The sequence below is a fragment of the Microbacterium invictum genome (genome assembly GCF_034421375.1).
GTDB classification, from domain to species: Bacteria; Actinomycetota; Actinomycetes; order Actinomycetales; family Microbacteriaceae; genus Microbacterium; species Microbacterium invictum_A.
This window is the reverse complement of the sequence record NZ_CP139779.1, coordinates 758390-779309: the sequence shown is the minus strand read 5'-3', so window position 1 is coordinate 779309 and position 20920 is coordinate 758390. Positions and strand designations below refer to the sequence as shown.

Genomic DNA, 20920 nt, shown 5'->3' with positions numbered 1-20920 from the left:
TCACATCATGAACGGTGCTCCGAATGTGCTCGCCGCCGTTGCGCCGGAAGACGCTTCGGTGGTACAGCGCCGTGAGCACTACGGGGAGTTCTTCGGCCTCTCCCCGCTGCCCGACCGCTACGGGGTCGTGGTCGGCAACTGCCAGGCGGAATCCCTGCGGATCGTGCTGGATGCCCCGGATCGGCGATTCGTGCGGGTGCCGCCGGTGCACGAGATGACCGCCGAGGAGGCGGGGCGGCTGCAGGTCCTCGTCGCCGGCGCGGCCGTGGTCGTCACCCAGCCCATCCGCGCCGACTACCGCGGCCTCCCGCTCGGCACCGCTCAGCTCTCGTCGGCGACGTCGGGCGCCGTGCTGACCGTGCCCTCGGTCCGCTTCTCGGGGCTGCAGCCCTTCCAGGCCGCGATCCGCGTGCCGGGCGTGGAGGAGGACCCCCCGATCGTGGCGTACCACGATGTCCGCACGCTTGCGGCGGCAGCCGGAGTTCCCGCCCGGTCCGCACTCCGTCCCGACGACGTCCGCGACATCGCCGGGGACTCGCTCGACGAGCTCCGTACCCGCGAGCAGCACATCGACGTGCCGGTGTCCGACCTCTACGCAGCCCCCACCGCCGACCACGCCCGGACGGTCAATCACCCGGGCAACGCCATCTGGATGCCGCTCGGCGCCCGGCTGATCGACGCCCTCGGCCTGGCGGGCGAGGTGACCGACCCGGGGCGCCCGCTGCTCGCCTCGGTGCGGAGCCCCCTGGCCCCCGAGGTCATCGAGGCGTGGTCGCTGCCGGAGGAGCCGCGCGCGCACTGGGTGGTCGAGGGCCGCGCGGTCGACGATGCCGAGGTGCGCGACGCCCACCGCCGCTGGTACGCCGCCCACCCCGCCTTCGTCGACGCCGCGCTGACGCGCCTGGCTCCCCTCCTCTCGCGCTGGCAGCACCGATGAACCGCGAGAGTGCATCTGGGCGCCGAGGGTGCGGGGTCTCGCCGCATTCTCGGCGCGCCGTCGCACTCTCGCGGGCAGGCGGGCGGACAGGCGGGCGGGCAGGGGGGTGCGCGTGAGCGGCGCGCCGGTCCTCGTCGTGCACCCGGGCGACCACGGGGTGGCCGCGTACGGGCGCCAGGTCGCAGAGGCCGTCGCCGCGCGGCGCACCGGCGTCCTCACCGTCGACGCGGCCGATGAGCCCGACCTTCTCGCGGCAAGCCCCGTGCACGTGCAGTTCACCGACCGGCTTTGGGCCGACTCGCCCGAGGCGGCCGCCGAGCGCTTCGTCGCGCTCGCCGCGCGGCGCCCCGTCACGGTCACCCTGCACGACGTGCCCCAACCTTCGGACGGCCCGCGGAACCTCCCCCGGCGCCGGGCCGCGTATGCCGCCGTCGCCGCCACGGCGCGCGCGGTCGCGGTCAACAGCGACCACGAGCTCGCCCTGCTGCGGGAGGCCGACATCGCCCCGCGGTCGGTGCGCAGCATCCCGCTCCCCGTCGACATCGATCCGGACGTCACGCCGCACGCGTCCGACGGCGCGGTCGGGGTGCTCGGCTTCTTCTACCCCGGGAAGGGACACGACGAGGTCGCCCGGGCGGCGGCCGCAGCCGGGCTCGCGCGGATGACCGTGCTCGGCCGGGCGTCCGACGGCCATGCCGCCGACCTCGAGGCCTTCGTCGGTCGCGCCGAGGCGCTCGGCCTCGACGTCGAGGTGACGGGATGGCTCGACGATGCCGATCTCGCGGCGCGCGGGCGAAGCGTCGCGGTGCCGGTGGTGGCGCACCGGCACGTGTCGGCGTCGGGATCGCTCGCGACGTGGATCGGGTGGGGCCGTCGCCCCGTCACCGAACGCAACCGCTACGTCGACGAGATGGCGCGGCTTCGCCCCGGCACGCTGAGCCCGGTCGAGCCCGCCGATCTCGCGGCTGCGATCCGCCGCGCAGCCGCGACGCCGGCCTCGACCTGGCACGGCCTGGACCGTGTGCCGTTCTCGATCCGCGACGTGGCCGAGGCGTACCTGTCGTGGTGGGAGGAGATCGGATGACCGCTCGCGAGCCGTGGGTCGTCGGAAACACCTGGGACACCCTGGACGGCGTCGTTCCCGACCCGCTCCCCCGGGTCTCGGTGATCGTCGCCCACTTCGACCAGCCCGCTGAACTCGCCCGCACCCTCCACGCCCTCGCGGCACAGGACTACCCGACCGAGCTCGTCGAGGTCATCGTCGCCGACGACGGCAGCCCCGGCGAGGTCCGGACCCCGCCGGGGGTGGGTCTGGTGAGGCAGGATGATCGCGGGTTCCGGCTCTCCGCCGTCCGCAACCTCGGGGTGCGCGCGAGCACGGGCGATGTGCTGTGCTTCCTCGACGCCGACACCGCGCCCGAGCCGGGGTACCTGCGGGCGCTCACCCGGTTGCCGGCCCTCCTCGCCGAGGCGGTGACCGTCGGCCGGCGCCGCCACGCCGACTTCGCCGGACTCCCGCCCGATGCGCCCCTGCCGGCGGCGACCGCGGGCCGGGAGCTCACCGACCCCGCGTGGCTGCGAGATGCCTACGCGCACAGCGGCAACCTCCGCGACGCGGACGATCGGTCGTACCGCTTCGTCATCGGAGCCGTCCTGGCGTGCTCGCGGCGGCTCTTCGACGAGGTCGGCGGCTTCGACGAGTCGTTCACCGCCTACGGCGGCGAGGACTGGGAGTTCGCCCATCGCGCCTGGCAGGCCGGGGCGGTCTTCGCCCATGTGCCCGACGCGGTCGCCTGGCACGACGGTCCGGAATGGTCGGCCCGCGACGGGTCGGGCACCGCGCGCGCCAACGCGCAGTCCCTGCGACTCGCACGCGACATCCCGGTGCGCGGGTCAGCCCCCCGCGGCCTGCTGCCGACCGCACCCGACATCGCGGTCCACCTGTCCGCCTCCCCGTCGGCGGCGGCCCTCTTCCTCACCGTCGACTCGGTGCTGGCCGCGTTCCCTCAGGCGCGCGTGGTGCTCGGGGACGACGTCGATCCCCCGCTTGCAGACCCCCGCGTGATCTCGGGCGACGTGCCCGATGCGCGGGTTGTACTGCACCTCGAGCGCGCCCTCGTCATCACCGACCCCGCCTGGATCATCGACCTCGTCGATCGGCTCGCTACGGGCGAGGTCGGCACCGTGCACCTCACCGACCCGGCGGGCTCCCCCCTCGGGGTGCTGCGCTCCCGCCGCGCGACACGGCGCGCGCAACGCTGGGGCACCGAGGCCGGGTTCCGCGTGGCATCCGTCGTCGCCTCCGGCGTGTCGGCGGTGGGCGACGAACCGCGGATCGAGGCGTGGGTCGGCGGCTGGGGCGGCCCGGCCTCCTTCCAATGACCCAAAAGCGGCGTTCACGCAACCCCGACTTTCCGGCAGATCCGCCACCTATCGTGACCGCATGAGCACTCGGGACCAGTACACGTTCGACAACCCGGTGACGCGCTACGCCCGCGTCGAGCCGCCCCTGCAGCACCAGCCCGAACCGGGTGTGCAGGCACGGATGCAGCCGGTCCCCGACCTCGGGGAGAAGACCTACCGCGGCACCGGGCGCCTCGCCGGCCGGAAGGCGCTCATCACCGGCGGCGACTCGGGCATCGGCGGCGCCGTGGCCATCGCTTTCGCGCGTGAGGGCGCGGACGTCGCGATCGTGCACCTCCCGGGCGAGGCCGAGGATGCCGCGCACATCCTGGACCAGATCGCGGATGCCGGGACGCGAGGCCACGCGATCGTCGCCGACATCTCCGACGCCGCCCGCTGCCGCGCCGTCATCGACGAGGCGGTCGAGGCGCTCGGCGGCCTCGACATCCTCGTCAACAACGCCGGACGCCAGATCGCTGTGGACCGGGTGGAAGACCTCAGCGACGAGCAGTTCGAGCTCACCTTCCGCACCAACGTCTTCGCACCCTTCTGGCTGACCAAGGCCGCCCTCGCCCACCTTCCCGCGGGCTCGAGCATCATCAACACCGCCTCCCTCGAGGCGTACAAGCCCGCACCCGACCGGCTCGACTACGCCTCGACGAAGGCGGCGATCAACAACCTGTCCAAGGGCCTCGCCGTCCAGCTCGCCGAGCGCGGCATCCGCGTGAACGTCGTCGCGCCCGGTCCGGTCTGGACGGCCCTGCAGGTCTCGGACGGCGTGTCGGACGAGCAGATGAAGGCCTTCGACGACGAGAACACCTACCAGCGCTCCGGCCAGCCGGCCGAGCTCGCCCCGGCGTACGTCTTCCTCGCCTCATCGGAGTCGAGCTACGTCTCCGGTGCCACGCTCAACGTCAACGGCGGGATGATCACCCCGTGAAAGCCGAGGGCACGGTCTACGTGCTGCCCGGGCTCGGGCTCTCGGCCGAGGCCGTCGCACCCCTCGCCGCACATCTGTCTCCCGCCCTCGCGGCCGTCGGTGTCGACCTTCCCGGCCACGGCGGGGCTCCGGATGCCGACGGCGACGGCGTCTCCGCCCTCGCCGACGCCGTGATCGCGGCGATCGCGCAGACCGCGACCGGCGGGCCGTGGCTCCTGTGCGGCCACAGCATGGGAGGCAAGGTCGCCGCCGTCGTCGCCGACCGCGTCCTCCGTGGCGATGCGCCCCTGTTCGGCCTGGCGGGCCTGGTGCTGCTCGCGCCCTCTCCTGCCACACCGGAGCCGATGTCCGACGACAAGCGCGAGGAGATGCTGTCGTGGGCGGCCGACGGGCCGATCTCCGAGGCTCACGCGCGCCGATTCGTCGCCGACAACGTCGGGGCATCGCTGGATCCGGCCGAAGAGGGGGCGGCGATCGCCCAGGTGCAGACGATGTCGCCGCAGGCCTGGCGTCGCTGGCTCCAGACGGGCAGCCGCGAAGACGTCAGCGGCGGCCTCGACATCGCCGCCGTCCCCGCGGTCGTCGTCGCGGGCGAGGAGGATGCCGACCTCGGCGCCGACGCTCAGCCCGGCCTCGTCGCCCGCACCCTGCCGAACGCGACGATCATGTCATTGCCCGGCGCCGGCCATCTGCTCCTGTTCGAGCGCCCCGCCGAGGTCGCCGCGGCGATCGAAGGACTGTGGGCCGCCATCTCGACGGGATCGACCCGCGTTCCCGAGAGCTGGGGCTGTGTCATCGCCTCCGACCGGACCGATGCCGAGACCCGCGGCATCCTCGCCCGCCGCCATCTCGCCGACGACCCGGATGCCGAACCGAAGGCGCTCTCCCGCGCGCAGCTCGTCCTCCTCGGGGCGGTCGCGGAACGCCTCATGCCGCGCAGCCCCGATGATCGGTTCGACCTCGCGCGGGTCGTCGACCGCGAACTCGCCGCCGGCCGGGGCGACGGCTGGCGGCCACCGGGCCTCCCCCACGACGCCGAGGCCTATCGGCTCGGACTCGATGCGCTCGCCGGCGCCTGGCCCGGCGACACCACGAGCCGGGACCACCTCATCGCCGACATCATCGCCGGAGAGGGCTTCGCGGGCTCGCCGTGGGACGACAAGACGACGCAGCGGTGGTTCGAGGACGTCCGCGCCGACCTCGCACAGGCGTGGGTGTCGCATCCCGCGACCTCCGCTCGGCTCGGATTCGACGGCTTCATCACCGCGATCGACTCCCCAGACCCCGGCTTCTCCGAGCTCCGCGCCGACCGCCGCGCCGCCTGGGAGCCCGACACCCTCGGCACCGTTGCAGCGGAAGAAGACGAATGAACCTCACCGACATGCGCACCTACCCCACCGACGAGATCGTCGACGTCGTCGTCGTGGGCACCGGCGCCGGGGGCGGCCCTCTCCTCGCCCGCCTGGCGGGCAACGGCCTGCGCGTCGTCGCCCTCGAGGCGGGTCCGAACCTCGACCCCGAGCAGCTGATCCCCGACGAGGTCGAGGGGCGGCGAGTCAACTGGATGGCGGAGCGGATCAGCGGCGGCGAGGCCCCCACCGCGTTCGGGCCGAACAACAGCGGCCGCGGTGTCGGGGGTGGCACCCTGCACTGGGGGGCGTTCACTCCGCGGCCCGATGCGCGCGACCTCACCCTTCGCAGCGAGTTCGGCGTGGGTGCGGACTGGCCGATCGACCCGGATGAGCTCACCGCCTACATCGAGGAGGTCGAGCGCACCGTCGGCGTCTCGGGTCCGACGCCGTACCCGTGGGACCGGGGGCGGACCTACCACTGGCCCGCCGTCGAGCGGAACGCCCCGGCCGATCTCGTCGCTGTCGGCGCAGAGAAGACGGGGATCCGCACAGCCACCGCTCCCGCGGCGATCCTCACCCGCGACCACGATCAGCCGCACTACGGCCGTCGGTCGAGGAACCTCAACCTCGGCAGCATTCACCAGGGGGATCGCAGCGACGCCAAGGCGACGACGGCGAACACCTACCTCCCGGCGGCGGTCGCCGCCGGGGCCGAGATCCGTCCGGACAGCCTCGTGCACGGCATCGAGCTCGACGAGGCCGGGCGGGTCAGTGCCGTCGTCTACACCCGGGACGGGCGCGAGGTGCGTCAGCGCTGCGCCGCCCTCGTCCTCGCCGCAGGCGGGATCGAGACCCCGCGCCTGCTCCTGCACACGGGGCTTGCCAACTCCAGCGGCATGGTGGGGCGCAACTTCGTGGCGCACGGCGCCCTGCAGGCATGGGGTCGCGTCGACGCGCAGGTCCGCGGCTACCGCGGCTACCCGTCCGCGCTCATCAGCGAGGACTTCGTGCGCCCCGCCGACGCCGACTTCGCCGGCGGCTACCTCATCCAGAGCCTCGGGGTGATGCCGGTCACCCAGGCCACGATGCTCGTGCGCGGCGGCGACCTGTGGGGCCGGGAGCTCATGGACGCCCTCGACGCCTGGCGATACTCCGTCGGGATCGGCATCAACGCCGAGTGCCTGCCCGCCGACCGGAACCGACTGGTGCTCTCGGACGAGAAAGACGAGTTCGGCGTGCCCCGCGCCGAGATCACCTTCACCCCGGGCACCAACGAGAAGGCCATCGACGATCACGCGACGCGGACGCTCACCGGAATCCTCGAGGCGATCGGGGCCCGCGACATCCGGGTGCTCGCGCGCTCGGCGCACACGCTCGGCACCTGCCGGATGAGCGACGATCCCGCGGACGGCGTCGTCGATGCCGAGGGCCGCAGCCACGACATCCCGAATCTCTGGGTGTGCGACAACTCCACCTACCCCAGCGCCCTGGCGGCCAATCCGTGCCTGGCGCAGATGGCTCTGTCGCTGCGGACGGCCGACCGGATGCTGCGCTCCCGCGCCGCCTGAGCGCGCGAACGGGCGGTCAGTGCCCCTCGAGCTCGTCGTCCGACACGAGCTGGCGAATGGTCAGCGCGGCGCTGACGAGCGCGAGGTGGCTGAGGGCCTGGGGCAGGTTGCCCCAGAACGCGCCGTCATCGGCGGAGATCATCTCGGCGTAGATCCCCACGTCATTGGCCGCGTCGACCAGCGCGTCCATCGCGGCGAGCGCCTCATCGTGTCGTCCGACGCACGCCAGGGCGCCCGCCCGCCAGAACGCCGACGCGACGAAGGTGTGCTCCTCGGCCGCCATCCCGGTGTACCGGTAGAGCAGTCCGTCACCGGCGCCGAGCGCCGCGGTGAGCGCGTCGATCGTCGCCGACATCCGCTCGCCCCGGTCGAAGCCGCTCTCGGCGTGCAGGATCACGGAGGTGTCGAGATCGGTCGACCCCGGGTACATCACGTAGCTGCCGGCGTCGCCCGACCAGCCGAACTCGGCCACCCACTGCCGGATGCGCTCGCGCTCGGCGCGCCACCGGTCGGCGTTGCCGGGGATCGAGCCGCGCTCGGCCAGCCACGCGGCGTCGTTCAGCGCCTGCCAGCACCCCATCTTCGACGAGGTGTAGTGCCGGATCTCCGGAAGCTCCCACATCCCCGAGTCGGGGTTGCGCCACAGGTCGCACGTGCGGTCGGCCATGTCGGCGAGCATGCGTCCGGTCGCGACATCCAGGATGTTGCCGGCGTCGACGTACGTGCGGCAGATCGCGAAGAGGTCCCCGTAGACCCCCAGCTGGAGCTGATCGCGGGCTGGGTTGCCTGAGACCACGGGGCCGATGCCCTTCCAGCCGTCGACGTCGAACTCCTCCACCCCCGAGGTGATCTCGCCGGTCAACGAATACAGCACGTGCAGGTCGGGGCCGTTCTCTCGGATCGTGCGCAAGAGCCACGAGATCGCCGCGTGCGTCTCCTCCCGCAGTCCGAAGCGCACGAGGGCGTGGGCGGTGTAGGCCAGGTCGCGCACCCACGCGAAGCGGTAGTCCCAGTTCTTCCCTCCCCTCGGATTCTCGGGAAGGGAGGTCGTCGCCGCCGCGGCGATGGCGCCGGTCGGCGAGTAGACGAGGAGCTTCAGCGCCAGGGCGCTGCGCTGCACGGCGTCCTGCCACGGTCCCTCGTAGGAGAATTCCCGCGACCACGCGCGCCAGCCGTCGATCGTGCGGTCGATGCTGCGGTCGACGTTATCGGGAACGGGGAGGTGGAGGGGTTCGCCGTCAGTGGCGACGATCACAAGGATGTGCCGCGAATCGCTGGCCGTGGTGAACGACCCGCGCAGGAGCGGCCCGCGGACCCCGTCGGGGTCGGGATCGTCGGGTCCGTGCGCACTGCCGACCACGGCGAGCGAGATCCCCCCGACGCGGAGCACCGCGGCGCCCTCGTGCTGTTCGATCCACGGCGCCGCGGTCTGCAGGCGCGACCCGGGCTGAACCGCCCACTGGAACTCGACCTCGCCGTCCACGCCCTCGACGCGACGTGCGAGTTCGGCCCACGGCAGACGCCCCGCCACCCCGGTCACCAGCGCGTCGGTGATGCGGGCGCGGCCCGTCGGGGTTGTGAAGGTCGTCTGCAGCACGTTCGTCCGCGCGATGTAGCGGCGTCGCACGGTGTACTCGCCGACCGGCTCGAGCTCGATGCATCCGCCCGTGGCGTCGTCGAGGATGCGGGCGAACACCGGCGGAGAGTCGAGGTTCGGCAGCGGGAGCCAGTCGATCTGCCCCCGCAGACCCACCAGGGCGATCGTCCGGCCGTCGCCGATGGGCGCGTAGTCGCGCAGGTCGCTGGGCGAGGGGGATGCCGGGGTCACGCCCTCAGGCTACGAAGGGTGGAGGCATTCGCCGCAGGGTTGCGCCAGCCGGCGGCGGAGGGTAGCGACGTATCGCGGTCTCGGCCCGCGCGCAACCCCGGGCCCCGGCATCCGTCCTCCCGCCTAGCGTGGCGGACATGGCGAACATGTACACCCCTCAGGACCCCACGACGCAGTTCCCGCGCCCTCCCTTCCCGCCGCAGCAGCAGAGCGCGCCCGGCGACATCCACAAGATGGACCCTGCACCCGACCACGGTGAGACGACCTACGTCGGCTTCGGGCGGCTCCCCGGCCGGAAGGCGCTCGTCACCGGCGCCGACTCGGGTATCGGCCGCGCCGTCGCGATCGCCTTCGCCCGCGAGGGCGCGGACGTCGCCCTCAGCTACCTCGCGGAGGAGCAGGCCCAGGCCGAGGAGGTGGCCGCCCTCATCGAGAAGGAGGGTCGGGTCGCCGTCCTCCTGCCGGGCGACCTGCAAGAGGAGAAGACGAACATCGCGATCGTCGAGAAGGCCGTCGAGGGGCTCGGCGGGCTCGACATCCTCGTGATCAACGCCGGCACGATGCCGACCGTCGACAGCATCGACGACTTCGAGACCGCGACGCTCGACCACGTCGTGAAGGCCAACATCTACCCGCTCTTCTGGCTGACCAAGGCCGCATCACCCCACCTGAAGCCCGGCGCCTCGATCATCACGACCTCCAGCGTCCAGGGGTTCCAGCCCTCGCCGTCCCTGGCGGAGTACGCGGTGTCGAAGGCCGGGATCGCGAACTGGACCCGTGCCCTGTCGCAGCAGCTCATCGAGCGCGGCATCCGGGTGAACGGCGTCGCGCCCGGCCCCATCTGGACGCCGCTCCAGCCGGCGTTCGTGCCGAACGAGAAGATCGAGGAGTTCGGGTCGCAGACCCCGATGGGCCGAGCGGGCCAGCCGGTCGAGCTCGCCCCGGCGTTCGTCTTCCTCGCCTCGCAGGAGTCCAGCTACGTCGTGGGCGAGACCATCGCGGTGACGGGCGGGATGCCGGTGCACTGACCGCAGCGGCATCGTCCTCGCAGCACCGGTGCCGACCCGATCAGTTGCGATCGTTCGGGTCGACACCGGTGCGCTCGCCGGTCTCGAGATCGGCGATCACGCGATGGTCGGATGCCGTCAGCGAGAACCGGAAGAGATCGTGGTTCTCGCGAATGCGCTTGGGGTTCACCGACTTGGGGATCACCGTGACGTCGTTCTCGAGGTGCCATCGGAGGACGACCTGGGCGGGGGTCACGCCGCGTGCCCGCGCGATCTTCACCAGCGCCGGCTCGTCGAGGAGTCGTCCTCGCGCGAGCGGCGACCAGGCCTGCGTGATGATGCCGAGATTGGCGTCGTACGCCCGCATCCGGTGCTGCGGGAAGCGCGGATGCAGCTCGATCTGATGAACCGCGGGGATCACCCCGGTTTCGGCGATGATGCGGTCGAGGTGGTCGCTGTGGAAGTTGCTCACCCCGATGGAGCGGGCTCGCCCCTCGTCGCGCAGCCGGATCAGCGCACGCCACGCGTCGACGTACCGGTCGCGCAGCGGCGCCGGCCAGTGGATCAGGTAGAGGTCGACGGTGTCGGTGCCGAGCTTGCGGACACTGTCGTCGAACGCCCGCAGGGTGGAGTCGTAGCCGTTGTCCTCGAAGCGCACCTTGGTGGCGACGAAAACCTCGCTTCGCGGTACCCCGCTTCTCCTCAGGCCCGCGCCCACACCGGCTTCGTTGTCGTACATCGCCGCCGTGTCGATGCCCCGGTAGCCCGCCGCGAGCGCGGTTTCGACGGCGGCGCCGGCCTCCTCATCGGTCATCTTGTAGACGCCCAGGCCGACGCGCGGCATCCGATGTCCGTCATTGAGCGGGACCGTCGGGTCGGTTCCGATGCCCCCGGTGGTCGAGACGTTCGACTGCGAAGCGCTCACAGGATCATGGTACGAGCTCCGGTCCCGTCCGGGGCGTGCGTCTCCGAGCCACGACGACCCACACAGCGGCGCCGACCGCGGTAGCGCACACGACGACGAGAACTACCGCGACCCACGCCCCCGACGCCTCGTCCGCGGCGGTGAAGGTGCCGGGCGCGAACCCGACGAAGAGCGTCATCGTCTCATCGGCCGTCAGTTCATCGATCGACGCCTCGAAGAGCACCGCGCCGAGCTGACCAGGGGTGACCTCGAGATCGCAGGCCTGCTCCGATCCCGCGGATCGGAGCACGCAGCGGTGCTCCCCCGAGAGCGAGGGCACGAGAGGGGCTGGCACCCGGAACGTCGCGCCCACCTCGCCGATCGCCGGCGATCGATCGGCCCCCGTGACGGCCCAGGCGAGCTCCTGCCCCTCGTTCTCGTCGCCGACGGAGACGACGCCGTCCACCGTGTAGGTGAAGACGAAGGTCTGATCGCCGCGTTCCGCCTCGTCCGCCCGTGCGGTCATCGAGTACACACCGCCGGCGCTGGCGGCCTCACGTGGTCGCTCACCACCGTCGGCGTCGGTGATCGATATGACGCGCGGATGCCGCGGTGCACCCTCGAAGGACTCCGATACCTCGCGCCGGATCTCGCCGCCCCGGCCGGAGTCGGACAGGTCGACGACATAGGTCTCGGCCACCGTGAGCGCGCTGACTCCGTCCTGCCCACGACCGAGCGTGAGGTCGGCCGAGAGGCTCTGGACGACGACGCCTTCCGGGTCCGTCGAGATCGACGCGGCCGCGGGATCGCTCAGGACGGCCACTCCGGCAGCGACGATCAGCGCGACCGCGGGCGGACGACGCACCCTCACCTCGGCCCGGGTATGCCCTGCTCCGCGAGGAGCGTCGGGATCCGGGTGCGGAAGGGGAAGAAGCCGCGCCGGGCATGCGGCCACGCCAGCGTGTCCCAGTCTCGGCGAAGCGTCGACAGGGCGATGCCCTCGTCGCGCAGGGACGTGCGCAGCCCGGTCATCCGCTCGGCCACGGGGCCGACGGGCGCGTACGGCACGACGACCGCGTCGAGATTCTCGGATGCCGCCCACGCGCCCGCTGCAGCGGGCGTGCCGGCGAGCGTGCGAACCGTCACGTCGTGCGTCGCTCGCGCGACGGCGTCTTCCACCGCCCCGGTCGTGAAGGCGTCCACGGCGTCGGACACGCCCGACGGCGAGCGCCCGGCGGCATCCTGGGACGCAGCGATCGCGACGACCCGGCCGTCATCGAGCCACGGGTGCTCGCGGGCGAGGCTTCCGAGGTCGAGGTCCTCCTCATGGAGCAGCACGCCCACGCGTGTCGAGGGCGTGGCGGGCTCGGGCTCGGGGATGGGCGTCCGCGCGGGAAGGGGATCCTCGGTGAGCGGATGAGCCGCGGTGGCGAGCCCCTCGGGGTGGAAGCGACCCTCGGTGTAGCGGGCGATGTTCGAGGCGGTGGCGAGGTAGGTCTTCCCGACGGTCTGAAGCCCTGCGACCCACCGCCACGAGAGGGTGTTCGACGCGGCATCCCCGTCGAGCAGGTGCCGGTAGAAGAAGTCGGCCCCGAGCTGCCACGGCAGGCGCAGGGTGAAGATCCAGATGCTCGCGAACCACATGCGGGTGTGGTTGTGGAGGTAGCCCGTCTCGACGAGCTCGCCGACCCACGCATCCATCGCGTCGATGCCGGTGCGCCCGGAGACCGCGTCGCGGTAGTCGGCCGCGTCTGTCGCGCCGCCGTCGATCAGCGCCGAGACGTCACGACGATAGCGTCGCCACACCTCCGGATTCTGCTCGAGCCACCCCTTCCAGTAGGTGCGCCACATCACCTCCTGCACGAACTTCTCGGCCGCCGACAGGCTGTGCACCTCGAGCACCGCCGCCACCACCTCGCGCTCGGTCACCAGCCGGTGCCGGATGTAGGGCGACAGCGTCGACACGTTGGTGCGGTGGGGAGCGGTGTCGATGTTGCGCTGGCGTGCGTAGACGGATCCCGCTCTCGGCACGAAGTCCCTCAGGGTTTCGAGGCCGGCCGTCCGGGTGGGATCGAACATGCCGCCATTATGTGCCGCCCCGGAGGGCGCGAGGGTCGTCAGCAGATGCCCGAGACCCCGTCGGTCACGCGCAGACGCGCACCCGGCGACCGTCGAAGGACACGACGTCGCCGAGCTGGAGCTGGCGGCCCCGGCGACGTTCCACCTCGTCGTTGACCGTCACGAATCCGTCGATGATGGCCTCTTTGACGTCACCGCCGGAGTCCAGCACGCCGGCGAACTTCAGGAACTGCCCGAGGCGGATGCCTTCTCCGCCGATCGAGACATCGGTGATCGGGGTCGGCGTGGTCATCCTGGGATGCTAGCTCGCCGCCCGATAGGCCCGCCACCCGCCGAAATGCGTGATATCGGTCGCTCCCTCCAGGGCGACCGCCTCGCAGAGAAAGCCGGCGACCGCGCGACCGTCGGCGAGGACGACGCGACCGATCCCCATCGGTTGCGGCAGCTCGGCGACGAAGCGCCCGAAGCCCGCCGCCGGCAGGCGCCACACCTCCCCCACGATCGCCGCCCCGCCCTCGGCGGCCTGGGCGAGACCGGGCTTCGGGGGGACGGTGTCCAGTGCGTACAGCGAGTACGCCTCCGCGGTGGTGGCCTCCTCGACGAACGTCCCGCCGGCGGCGACGAGCTGGGGGTTGAGGGGCTGGCCGCGCAGGTGCGCTCCCACGACGAAGAGCTCCACCGGCGGCGCGGTCAGTCGTTCGGCGAGCTGAGCGAGGGTCCGATCGGCGAAGGGCGCGCCGGTGAGCATCACCCCGAAGGGTCGCCCGTCGACGAAGCCGGCGGGAACGGCCAGCGCGCTCAGGTCGAGCAGGTTCGCGAAGTTCGTGTATCGGCCCATCCTCGCGTTGGCGCCGATCGGATCGGCCGCGACCTCCTCGAGAGTCGGATGCCACGTGGTCGTGGGGGTGAGGAGCGCGACCGTCCCGGCGAGCCGACCGAGCCCCTCGAGGCCGAGGCGATCGAGCCTCTCGCGGTCGCGGAAGTAGTCGGCGGCCCGCGCGTCGGCGCCCGCGAGGATGATGCCCGCCACCGTCGGGTCGAGGTCGCCGCCGACGAGCTCGGGGTGGGCCTGGATGAAGTCTCCGACGGCCGCGGTGCGCTCGGCCACGAAGGCACCGCCGTAGAGGAGCGACGCCGCCTCGAGGAGCGGGGCGATGTCGACTTCGACGACGTCGATTCCGGATGCCGGGAGTCCGGCGACCACGCGCGCGAAGGCCTCTTTCCATCCGTCCGCGAGGCCCTCGAGATGCTCCGCCGTCGGAACGGCCACGACCGGTCGCGCCGCCAGCGGCGGAGCGGGGTTGTCGGCGCGCGCGAGCGGATCGGCTCCGTCCGGTCCGGTCATCGTCTCCACCGCGTGCCGGGCGAGTAGAAGGTCGCGCGCGAAGACGGTGACGCAGTCGAGTGTGCGGCAGGCGGGCACCACACCGGTCGTGGGGATGAGGCCGATGGTGGGCTTGACACCCACGATCCCGTTCAGCGCGGCGGGCACGCGCCCCGATCCCGCCGTGTCGGTGCCCAGGGCGATGTCGACGATCCCGAGCGCGGTGGCCACCGCGGAGCCGGAGCTCGATCCCCCCGAGATCCGAACGGGATCCCAGGCGTTGCGGACGGCACCGTAGGGGCTGCGGGTGCCGACGAGGCCCGTGGCGAACTGGTCGAGGTTGGTCTTGCCGATGACGATGACGCCGGCGTCCCGCAGCCGGGCGACAGCAGGCGCGTCCACATCGGGGTCGTACGAGAAGGCGCGGCTCCCCGCCGTCGTGGAGAGCCCCGCGACGTCGATGTTGTCCTTCACCGCGGCGACGAGGCCGGCCAGCGGAAGGACGTCCCCGCCCTCGACCCGCTCATCCACCCTCTCCGCCTCGGCGACGGCGTCGGCCTCCCTGCGCAGCGAGATCCAGATCTCGGGTCGGTCGACCTCGCCGATCCGTGCGTACGCGTCCCGCACCCGGGCGACCGCGCTCACCGGTCGACTCCGACGGCGGCCAGCAGCTGCCCGGCGGCGACCCGCTCACCGGGCCGGACGTACACCTCGACGATGGACCCCGCGGCCGCCGCCGTCACCGGCGACTCCATCTTCATCGCTTCGAGCACCACCACCCGGTCTCCTTCCGTCACGGCCGTGCCGGGCTCGGCCTCGACCTTCCACACGGTCGCCGCGAAGGGCGCGCGCACCCCGACCGCTCCCGGCGGCAGTTCCTGCGTCGGCGTCTCTGCGGCGGCATCCGCCTGCATCGGCCTGTCGAACTCGCCCGACGCGCGCCACCGATCCCGTTCGGCGGCGAAGGCCTCGCCCTGGCTCGCACGGAAACGCGCGATGTCGTCGGCGTTGTCGGCGAGGAACCTCTCGTGCTCGGCGAGCGCGAACGTGCCCTCTTCGGTTCGGAATTCCGCGCGACCGGCGTCTGTCTCGGCGCGCAGCTCGAGAAGCTCTTCGGCCGAGACCGGGTACCACCGGATGCGATCGAAGAAGCGCAGCGCCCAGGGATTCTCCGCGAACAGGCCACCACGGCGGAACCGGTTCCAGATCTGCACCGTACGCCCCACGAACTGGTAGCCGCCCGGGCCCTCCATCCCGTAGATGCAGAGGTAGGCGCCGCCGATGCCGACGGAGTTCTCGGCGGTCCACGTGCGCGCGGGGTTGTACTTCGTGGTGACCAGGCGATGGCGGGGGTCGAGGGGCGTCGCCACCGGGGCACCGAGGTAGACGTCGCCGAGGCCCATCACCAGGTACTGAGCATCGAAGACGGTCCGGTATACGTCGTCGATGCTGTCGAGCCCGTTGATGCGCCGGATGAACTCGATGTTCGACGGCGTCCACGGAGCGTCATCCCGCACGCCGGCCATGTAGCGCTCGATGGCGAGCCTGGTCACCGGGTCGTCCCACGACAGCGGCAGGTGCACCTCGCGGGAGGGCACGGTCAGGGCGGACGTCGGCGGCAGTGCGTCATCGAGCTCGCGCAGGAGTCCGACGAGCGTCGATGCCCGCAGAGTCGCGGCATCCGTGTGAATCTGCAGCGAGCGGATGCCCGGGGTCACATCGAGGATGCCGGCGGGCGCCGCCTCGGCGAGCGCCGCCTGCAGCGCGTGCACCCGCATGCGCAGTCCGAGATCGAGGGTCTGGTCGCCGAACTCGACCAGCACGTTGTCGTCACCGTCCCGGCGATACGTCGTCCCCGGACGACCAGCCGTGTCATCCGATTCACGCCGGAACAGGATGCCGTCATCCCCGTCGCCTCCGTGGCGGAGGAGGGTCGGTGCTGCGGGATCGAGTGCCGCCGCGTCCGCCTCGCGGACCGGCACGAAGCGCACGACGTCGCCCGGGCGCAGCTGTCCGAGCTTCCACAGGTCGCCCGAGGCGACCACGACGGGGCACACGAATCCGCCGAGGCTGGGGCCATCGGGTCCGAGGAGCACCGGGGTGTCGCCGGTGAAGTCGAGCGCCCCGACCGCGTAGGGCGTGTCGTGGATGTTCGACGGGTGAAGTCCCGCCTCGCCGCCGTCGGTGCGCGCCCAGCGCGGTCGCGGCCCGCTCAGCCGCACGCCGGTGCGCGCCGAGTTCACCTGGACCCGGTACTCGGCGGCGTACAACTCGTCGATGTCCTCGCGGGTGAAGAACTCCGGCGCGGCGTGGGGACCCTCGGTGACGGCGAGCTGCCACGACGCGGTCAGGTGAGGCCGCCGGCCCGGGTCGATCGGCGAAGGGGTCGTGTCCGCCATGTCGCCTCGGCGCAGGACGTCGCCCGCCACCAGCGCCCGCCCGCCGTGACCGCCGAAGCCGCCCAGCGTGAAGGTCGACGCGCTTCCGAGATAGGGCGGCACATCGAGTCCGCCGCGAACGCCGACGTACACCCGGATTCCCGGACCCTCCGTCGCGCCGATCCGCAGGACGCCGCCGGCGGGCACGAGGACCGGCTCCCACATCGGCGCGGGCACGTCGTCGATGAAGACCGGCGTCGCCGCCCCGGTGACCGCGACGACCGTTTCGGCCGTGAAGCGCAGGACGGGCCCGCTGAGCGTGGCCTCGAGGGCCGGTGCCTCCTCGGGATTGCCGACGGCGAGGTTGGCGGCACGGAACGACACGGAGTCCATCGGACCGGACGGCGGCACGCCCACCTGCCAGTAGCCGATGCGGCCCGGCAGGTCCTGCACGGTGGTCATCATCCCCGGATCGACGACCTCGATGCGCGGATCGGGGTCGCGTGCGCCGTCGACCGTGCCGGTGGAGTGCGCGACCGACCGCACGACGGGGTCGACGGCGAGCGTGCGCAGCATCCCGGCTCCGGTGACGATGCCGTCCACGCGGGTCTCGGCGAGCGCGACGCTCAGCCTGTCGAAGGCGGTGTCGCGATCCGCGCCGAAGGCGATGACCTTCGCCAGCAGCGGATCGTAGAAGGGGGTGACCTCCAGGCCCGGCTCGATCCACGTGTCCACCCGGATGCCCTCGCCCTCCGGCATCCGCACCGCCGTCACGAGTCCCGTCGACGGAGTGTTGTCGCGGTCGGGGTCCTCGGCGTAGACGCGAGCCTCGACGGCGTGACCGGTGGGCGCGAGCGGTTCGTCGAACAGCGCGTCCGGCACGGCGTTGCCCGCGGCGAGATCGAGCATGAGGGCGACGAGATCGACACCGAACACCGCCTCGGTCACCGGGTGCTCCACCTGCAGACGCGCGTTGACCTCGAGGAAGTAGGCGCGCTCGGCGACGGGGTCGTACACGAATTCGGCCGTTCCGGCCGACCGGTAGCGGATGCCGGCGGCGAGCGCCGACGCGGACGCATGGAGCGTCGCCCGCACGTCGTCGGGAAGTCCGGGCGCCGGCGCCTCTTCGATGACCTTCTGGTTGCGACGCTGCAGCGAGCAGTCCCGGTCGCCGAGGACCGCGACGCGTCCCGCGCCGTCGCCGAAGAGCTGCACCTCGACGTGGCGGGCCGGGCGGACGAGCTTCTCCAGGAACAGCCCCGCGGCGGCGAAGCTGGCGGCCGCCTGCCGGCTGACGGCATCCCAGGCGGCACGGAGCTCGGCGCGGTCGGCGCAAGCGCGCATGCCGATGCCGCCGCCGCCGCCGGTGGCTTTGAGGATGACGGGGTACCCGATCGCGTCGGCCGCGGCTTCGGCCTCGGCGAGCGAGGAGAGGACCCCGGTGCCGGGAAGAAGCGGCACCCCCGCCGCCTCGGCGAGCGCGCGGGCCCGGTGCTTCAGTCCGAACGCCTCGAGCTGGTCGGGCGTCGGCCCCACCCAGGCGAGGCCCGCCGCCTCGACCGAACGCGCGGCGTCGGCGTTCTCGGCCAGGAACCCGTACCCCGGGTGGACAGCGCCGGCGCCGGTGCGCGCCGCCGCCTCGAGGAGGGCATCCGTGCGGAGGTACGACTCGGCGGCCGGGGCCGGTCCGAGGCGGATCGCGACATCGGCTTCGCGCACGTGGGGGGCTGCGCGGTCGGCGTCGGAGTACACCGCGACGGTGCGAAGCCCCTGCGCGCGGGCAGTGCGGATGATGCGGCGAGCGATCTCTCCGCGGTTGGCGATGAGGACGGTGTCGAAGCCGGTCATGGGCGCGTCACGATCATGCGCAGCGGGGTGCAGCTGAAGTCGTTGCACGGGTTGTTCATCTGAGGACAGTTCGACACGATCACCCGCACGTCCCGTTCCGCGCGCAGTGCCACGCGCTTCCCCGGCGCCGACATGCCGTCGACGATGCCGAGCGATCCGTCGGCCTCGACCGGCACGTTCATGAACCAGTTGAGGTTCGACACCAGATCCCGGGCACCGAGCCCATGCCGGGTCGCTTCGGCGAGGAAGTTCTCACGACACCCGTGCTGGTAGAGGGTGTGGTGGCCGTAACGCAGGGTGTTGGACTCTTTGCTGCAGGCGCCGCCGATGGTGTCCTGCCGATCGACCTCGTTGCCGACCACCGTCATCATCGGGCGTCCCAGGTTGCTCCGCAGCACCGTGCCGGTGCGGACATAGACGTTCCGCTGCCACGCGATCGTGTCCGCCGCGCTGTACCGCTCCTCCGGGTCATCCGCCGCGTAGGCCAGGAAGTCCGCGGACTGATTGCCCCCCACGTCGACGATGGTGAGGACGTCACCGGCTCGGATGACGGCCGACCAGGGTGCGCGCGGGGCGACGATCTCGTCGAGCACGATGTCGCCTGGCACGAGCGGCTCGGACGGATCGAGCGGAACGTCGGGGGCGTGGACCGGACGCGGGGGCACGGTTGTCTTCACAGTTCGCTCTCCTCAGAGTCCGGCGAGTTCGGCGTAGGCGATGGTGTTGCGGTAGGCACGCTCCCGCTCGGGAGTGGCCGAGAAGACGGGGTCGCCGTGACCGGTGGGGCGAGAGGCCCAGGCGACGACCTGCAGCGGCCCGACGATGTAGTCCTCGCGCGGGTCGATCGGGTGCGGCGTGTTGGCGATCAGGACGATCAGCGGCAGCTCGGCGACGAGATCGACGGAAGTGCCCGGACCCGCGGAGCCGATCCAGTCGAGGGCGCCGTCCGGGGCGACCCTCACCCCCTGGAAGAACGTGACGGCCGGTGGGAGGTCGCGCGCAGTCAGGCCGTGCTTGCTCGCGGCGAGCCGCAGCAGTCCGTGCCCCGAGGGCGACGCACCTTCGGGGGCCGCGTCGCCGTAGCGCTCCTCGTTCCAGGCATCGGAGGTGACCCCGCAGAAGGCGTCGTGGTGGCCGGAGCCGTCGGCGGCGATCGTCGCGAGAACCCGGCCATCGCCGGAGAGAAGCGGATGCCCCGCGCCGAGATATGCCTGCCACGGGATCTTCTGGGTGTCGGCGACATTGAGGCGCTCGTGGGGGGCGAGTGCATTGAACAGGAGCACACCGGCACTCGCGTCACCGGTCGGATCGCTCAGTCGGATGCGGGTTCCCCGAGCGACACGTAGATGCGTGTAGCCGCCCGGCGCGACCACCTCGGCCCATCTGAGGTCTGCCGACGGGACATCGGCGGGGAGGAAGGGCGCGTCGGACGGCGGGAGGAACGGCATCCACTCCGACACCGCCGCGCGCGCCCGCGCATCGGCCCGCGCCCGGCCGACATCGCCGAGGTCCTGCATCCGTCCGCTCATCGCGACCCGCTCCCTGCCGACTGGTCTTTCTATCGATCGACAGGTATCTGACCACGCCGGCGTTTCCTGCGCGTTACAGGCAGCCGGGTACGGTGTGAACATGGCGTCGACACGGACCGGACGGCCCCGCGCCTCGGGTTCCTCCCCCACCGGACAGGGCACCCGGGCCGACGTCCTCGCCGCGGCGGCCGAGCTGTTCTGCACGCGCGGGTACGCCTCGGCGAGCACTCACGCGATCGCCGAAGCCGCGGGCATCCGCCAGGCATCCCTCTACCACCACTTCGCGCGCAAGCAGGACGTGCTGCTGGCCCTGCTGTTGGGTACCGTGCAGCCCTCGCTCGACGTCGCCGCCGAACTGCTCGCCGCCGACGAAGACGCCGCGGCCCGGTTGTGGGCACTGTGCGTCGCGGACGTCCGGCTCCTGGCCGCAGGCCCGCACAACGTCGGGGCGCTGTACCTTCTGCCCGAGGTCTCGGACGAGCACTTCCTTCCGTTCCGCGAGCGTCGCAGCGAGCTGGAGACCACCTACCGCACACTGGTGACCGCCTGCGCAGTGCCGCCCGACCGGATCGAGATCGGGAGCACGCTGGTCCTGGCACTCGTCGAGAACGTCATCCTCCAGCGCAAGCGCGGCGTGGAGCCGACCGATCTCCTCGCGGCCGAGATCGCCGACGCCGCCCTCCGGGTGCTCGACCTCGCGCCCGAGGTACGCGCGCGGGCAGCCGTCGACGGCGCCCGCCTGGTGACCTCGCTCCGTTGACGAACACGGGGCTCAGCTGACGAACCCGGGCTCCGCCGCCTTCTTCACAGGACCGTTACACAG

17 protein-coding genes are annotated in these 20920 nt (G+C 72.2%); 8 read left to right on the top strand and 9 right to left on the bottom strand.

Going from position 1 to position 20920, the window contains the following annotated elements; all coding sequences use genetic code 11:
* Positions 1 to 7 precede the first annotated feature (7 nt).
* The 6 genes from T9R20_RS03740 to T9R20_RS03715 all read left to right on the top strand — a co-directional run bounded on the left by T9R20_RS03740 (position 8) and on the right by T9R20_RS03715 (position 7200).
* A complete protein-coding gene (locus T9R20_RS03740; RefSeq protein ID WP_322411204.1) occupies positions 8 to 937 on the top strand; it encodes a WcbI family polysaccharide biosynthesis putative acetyltransferase in 930 nt (309 codons plus the stop codon).
* A 112-nt stretch (positions 938 to 1049) separates the two neighbouring features.
* Positions 1050 to 2021 (top strand): hypothetical protein, encoded by a 972-nt coding sequence (locus T9R20_RS03735; RefSeq protein WP_322411203.1) that lies wholly within the window; start codon positions 1050 to 1052, stop codon positions 2019 to 2021.
* Entirely contained in the window at positions 2018 to 3319 is a 1302-nt protein-coding gene (locus tag T9R20_RS03730; protein WP_322411202.1) for a glycosyltransferase family 2 protein, read from the top strand. Before T9R20_RS03735 ends, T9R20_RS03730 begins: the two co-directional genes overlap by 4 nt.
* A 61-nt stretch (positions 3320 to 3380) precedes the next feature.
* Entirely contained in the window at positions 3381 to 4280 is a 900-nt protein-coding gene (locus tag T9R20_RS03725; RefSeq protein WP_322411201.1) for an SDR family oxidoreductase, read from the top strand.
* Entirely contained in the window at positions 4277 to 5650 is a 1374-nt protein-coding gene (locus T9R20_RS03720; RefSeq protein WP_322411200.1) for an alpha/beta hydrolase, read from the top strand. Before T9R20_RS03725 ends, T9R20_RS03720 begins: the two co-directional genes overlap by 4 nt.
* A complete protein-coding gene (locus T9R20_RS03715; protein ID WP_322411199.1) occupies positions 5647 to 7200 on the top strand; it encodes a GMC family oxidoreductase in 1554 nt (517 codons plus the stop codon). The genes T9R20_RS03720 and T9R20_RS03715 overlap by 4 nt, the downstream gene beginning before the upstream one ends.
* Before the next feature lie 16 nt (positions 7201 to 7216).
* Here T9R20_RS03715 and T9R20_RS03710 read toward each other — a convergent pair whose 3' ends face one another.
* A complete protein-coding gene (locus T9R20_RS03710) occupies positions 7217 to 9028 on the bottom strand; it encodes a glycoside hydrolase family 15 protein (protein WP_322411198.1) in 1812 nt (603 codons plus the stop codon).
* 137 nt (positions 9029 to 9165) lie between these two features.
* Between T9R20_RS03710 and T9R20_RS03705 the strand changes: the two genes are divergently transcribed.
* The gene (locus T9R20_RS03705; RefSeq protein ID WP_322411197.1) at positions 9166 to 10056 is read left to right on the top strand and encodes an SDR family oxidoreductase; all 891 of its coding nucleotides are present in this window, start codon (positions 9166 to 9168) and stop codon (positions 10054 to 10056) included.
* 40 nt (positions 10057 to 10096) lie between these two features.
* On the opposite strand, the gene T9R20_RS03700 is transcribed toward T9R20_RS03705, so the two are convergent.
* From T9R20_RS03700 to T9R20_RS03665, 8 genes are all read right to left on the bottom strand, one after another.
* Positions 10097 to 10960: an aldo/keto reductase gene (locus T9R20_RS03700; RefSeq protein WP_322411196.1), complete on the bottom strand. Its 864-nt coding sequence runs from the start codon at positions 10958 to 10960 to the stop codon at positions 10097 to 10099.
* A 4-nt stretch (positions 10961 to 10964) separates the two neighbouring features.
* A complete protein-coding gene (locus tag T9R20_RS03695; RefSeq protein ID WP_322411195.1) occupies positions 10965 to 11804 on the bottom strand; it encodes a DUF2207 domain-containing protein in 840 nt (279 codons plus the stop codon).
* Positions 11805 to 11806: 2 nt separating this feature from the next.
* Positions 11807 to 13018 carry an FAD-binding domain-containing protein gene (locus T9R20_RS03690; protein ID WP_322411194.1) on the bottom strand — a complete coding sequence of 404 codons (1212 nt, stop codon included), beginning with the start codon at positions 13016 to 13018 and terminating at the stop codon, positions 11807 to 11809.
* 64 nt (positions 13019 to 13082) lie between these two features.
* Positions 13083 to 13310: an RNA-binding S4 domain-containing protein gene (locus T9R20_RS03685; protein WP_322411193.1), complete on the bottom strand. Its 228-nt coding sequence runs from the start codon at positions 13308 to 13310 to the stop codon at positions 13083 to 13085.
* 9 nt (positions 13311 to 13319) lie between these two features.
* Positions 13320 to 14987, bottom strand: coding sequence for an allophanate hydrolase (locus T9R20_RS03680; RefSeq protein WP_322411192.1), 1668 nt, complete (start codon positions 14985 to 14987; stop codon positions 13320 to 13322).
* Positions 14984 to 18568 (bottom strand): urea carboxylase, encoded by a 3585-nt coding sequence (gene uca, locus T9R20_RS03675; RefSeq protein WP_322411191.1) that lies wholly within the window; start codon positions 18566 to 18568, stop codon positions 14984 to 14986. The genes T9R20_RS03680 and uca overlap by 4 nt, the downstream gene beginning before the upstream one ends.
* Positions 18565 to 19233 (bottom strand): urea amidolyase associated protein UAAP2, encoded by a 669-nt coding sequence (locus tag T9R20_RS03670; RefSeq protein ID WP_322411190.1) that lies wholly within the window; start codon positions 19231 to 19233, stop codon positions 18565 to 18567. Before T9R20_RS03670 ends, uca begins: the two co-directional genes overlap by 4 nt.
* Positions 19234 to 19257: 24 nt before the next feature.
* The gene (locus tag T9R20_RS03665) at positions 19258 to 20097 is read right to left on the bottom strand and encodes an urea amidolyase associated protein UAAP1 (protein WP_322411189.1); all 840 of its coding nucleotides are present in this window, start codon (positions 20095 to 20097) and stop codon (positions 19258 to 19260) included.
* Positions 20098 to 20197: 100 nt separating this feature from the next.
* Between T9R20_RS03665 and T9R20_RS03660 the strand changes: the two genes are divergently transcribed.
* Entirely contained in the window at positions 20198 to 20857 is a 660-nt protein-coding gene (locus T9R20_RS03660) for a TetR/AcrR family transcriptional regulator (protein WP_322411188.1), read from the top strand.
* The last annotated feature ends 63 nt before the right edge of the window (positions 20858 to 20920 follow it).

Excerpts from the sequence above, each read along its gene's own strand:
- T9R20_RS03730 (WP_322411202.1), top strand. The coding sequence starts at position 2,018 with ATGACCGCTCGCGAGCCGTGGGTCGTCGGAAACACCTGGGACACCCTG.
- T9R20_RS03690 (WP_322411194.1), bottom strand. The coding sequence starts at position 13,018 with ATGTTCGATCCCACCCGGACGGCCGGCCTCGAAACCCTGAGGGACTTC.
- T9R20_RS03685 (WP_322411193.1), bottom strand. The coding sequence starts at position 13,310 with ATGACCACGCCGACCCCGATCACCGATGTCTCGATCGGCGGAGAAGGC.
- T9R20_RS03725 (WP_322411201.1), top strand. The coding sequence starts at position 3,381 with ATGAGCACTCGGGACCAGTACACGTTCGACAACCCGGTGACGCGCTAC.
- T9R20_RS03665 (WP_322411189.1), bottom strand. The coding sequence starts at position 20,097 with ATGAGCGGACGGATGCAGGACCTCGGCGATGTCGGCCGGGCGCGGGCC.
- T9R20_RS03705 (WP_322411197.1), top strand. The coding sequence starts at position 9,166 with ATGGCGAACATGTACACCCCTCAGGACCCCACGACGCAGTTCCCGCGC.
- T9R20_RS03660 (WP_322411188.1), top strand. The coding sequence starts at position 20,198 with ATGGCGTCGACACGGACCGGACGGCCCCGCGCCTCGGGTTCCTCCCCC.
- uca (WP_322411191.1), bottom strand. The coding sequence starts at position 18,568 with ATGACCGGCTTCGACACCGTCCTCATCGCCAACCGCGGAGAGATCGCT.
- T9R20_RS03715 (WP_322411199.1), top strand. The coding sequence starts at position 5,647 with ATGAACCTCACCGACATGCGCACCTACCCCACCGACGAGATCGTCGAC.
- T9R20_RS03740 (WP_322411204.1), top strand. The coding sequence starts at position 8 with ATGAACGGTGCTCCGAATGTGCTCGCCGCCGTTGCGCCGGAAGACGCT.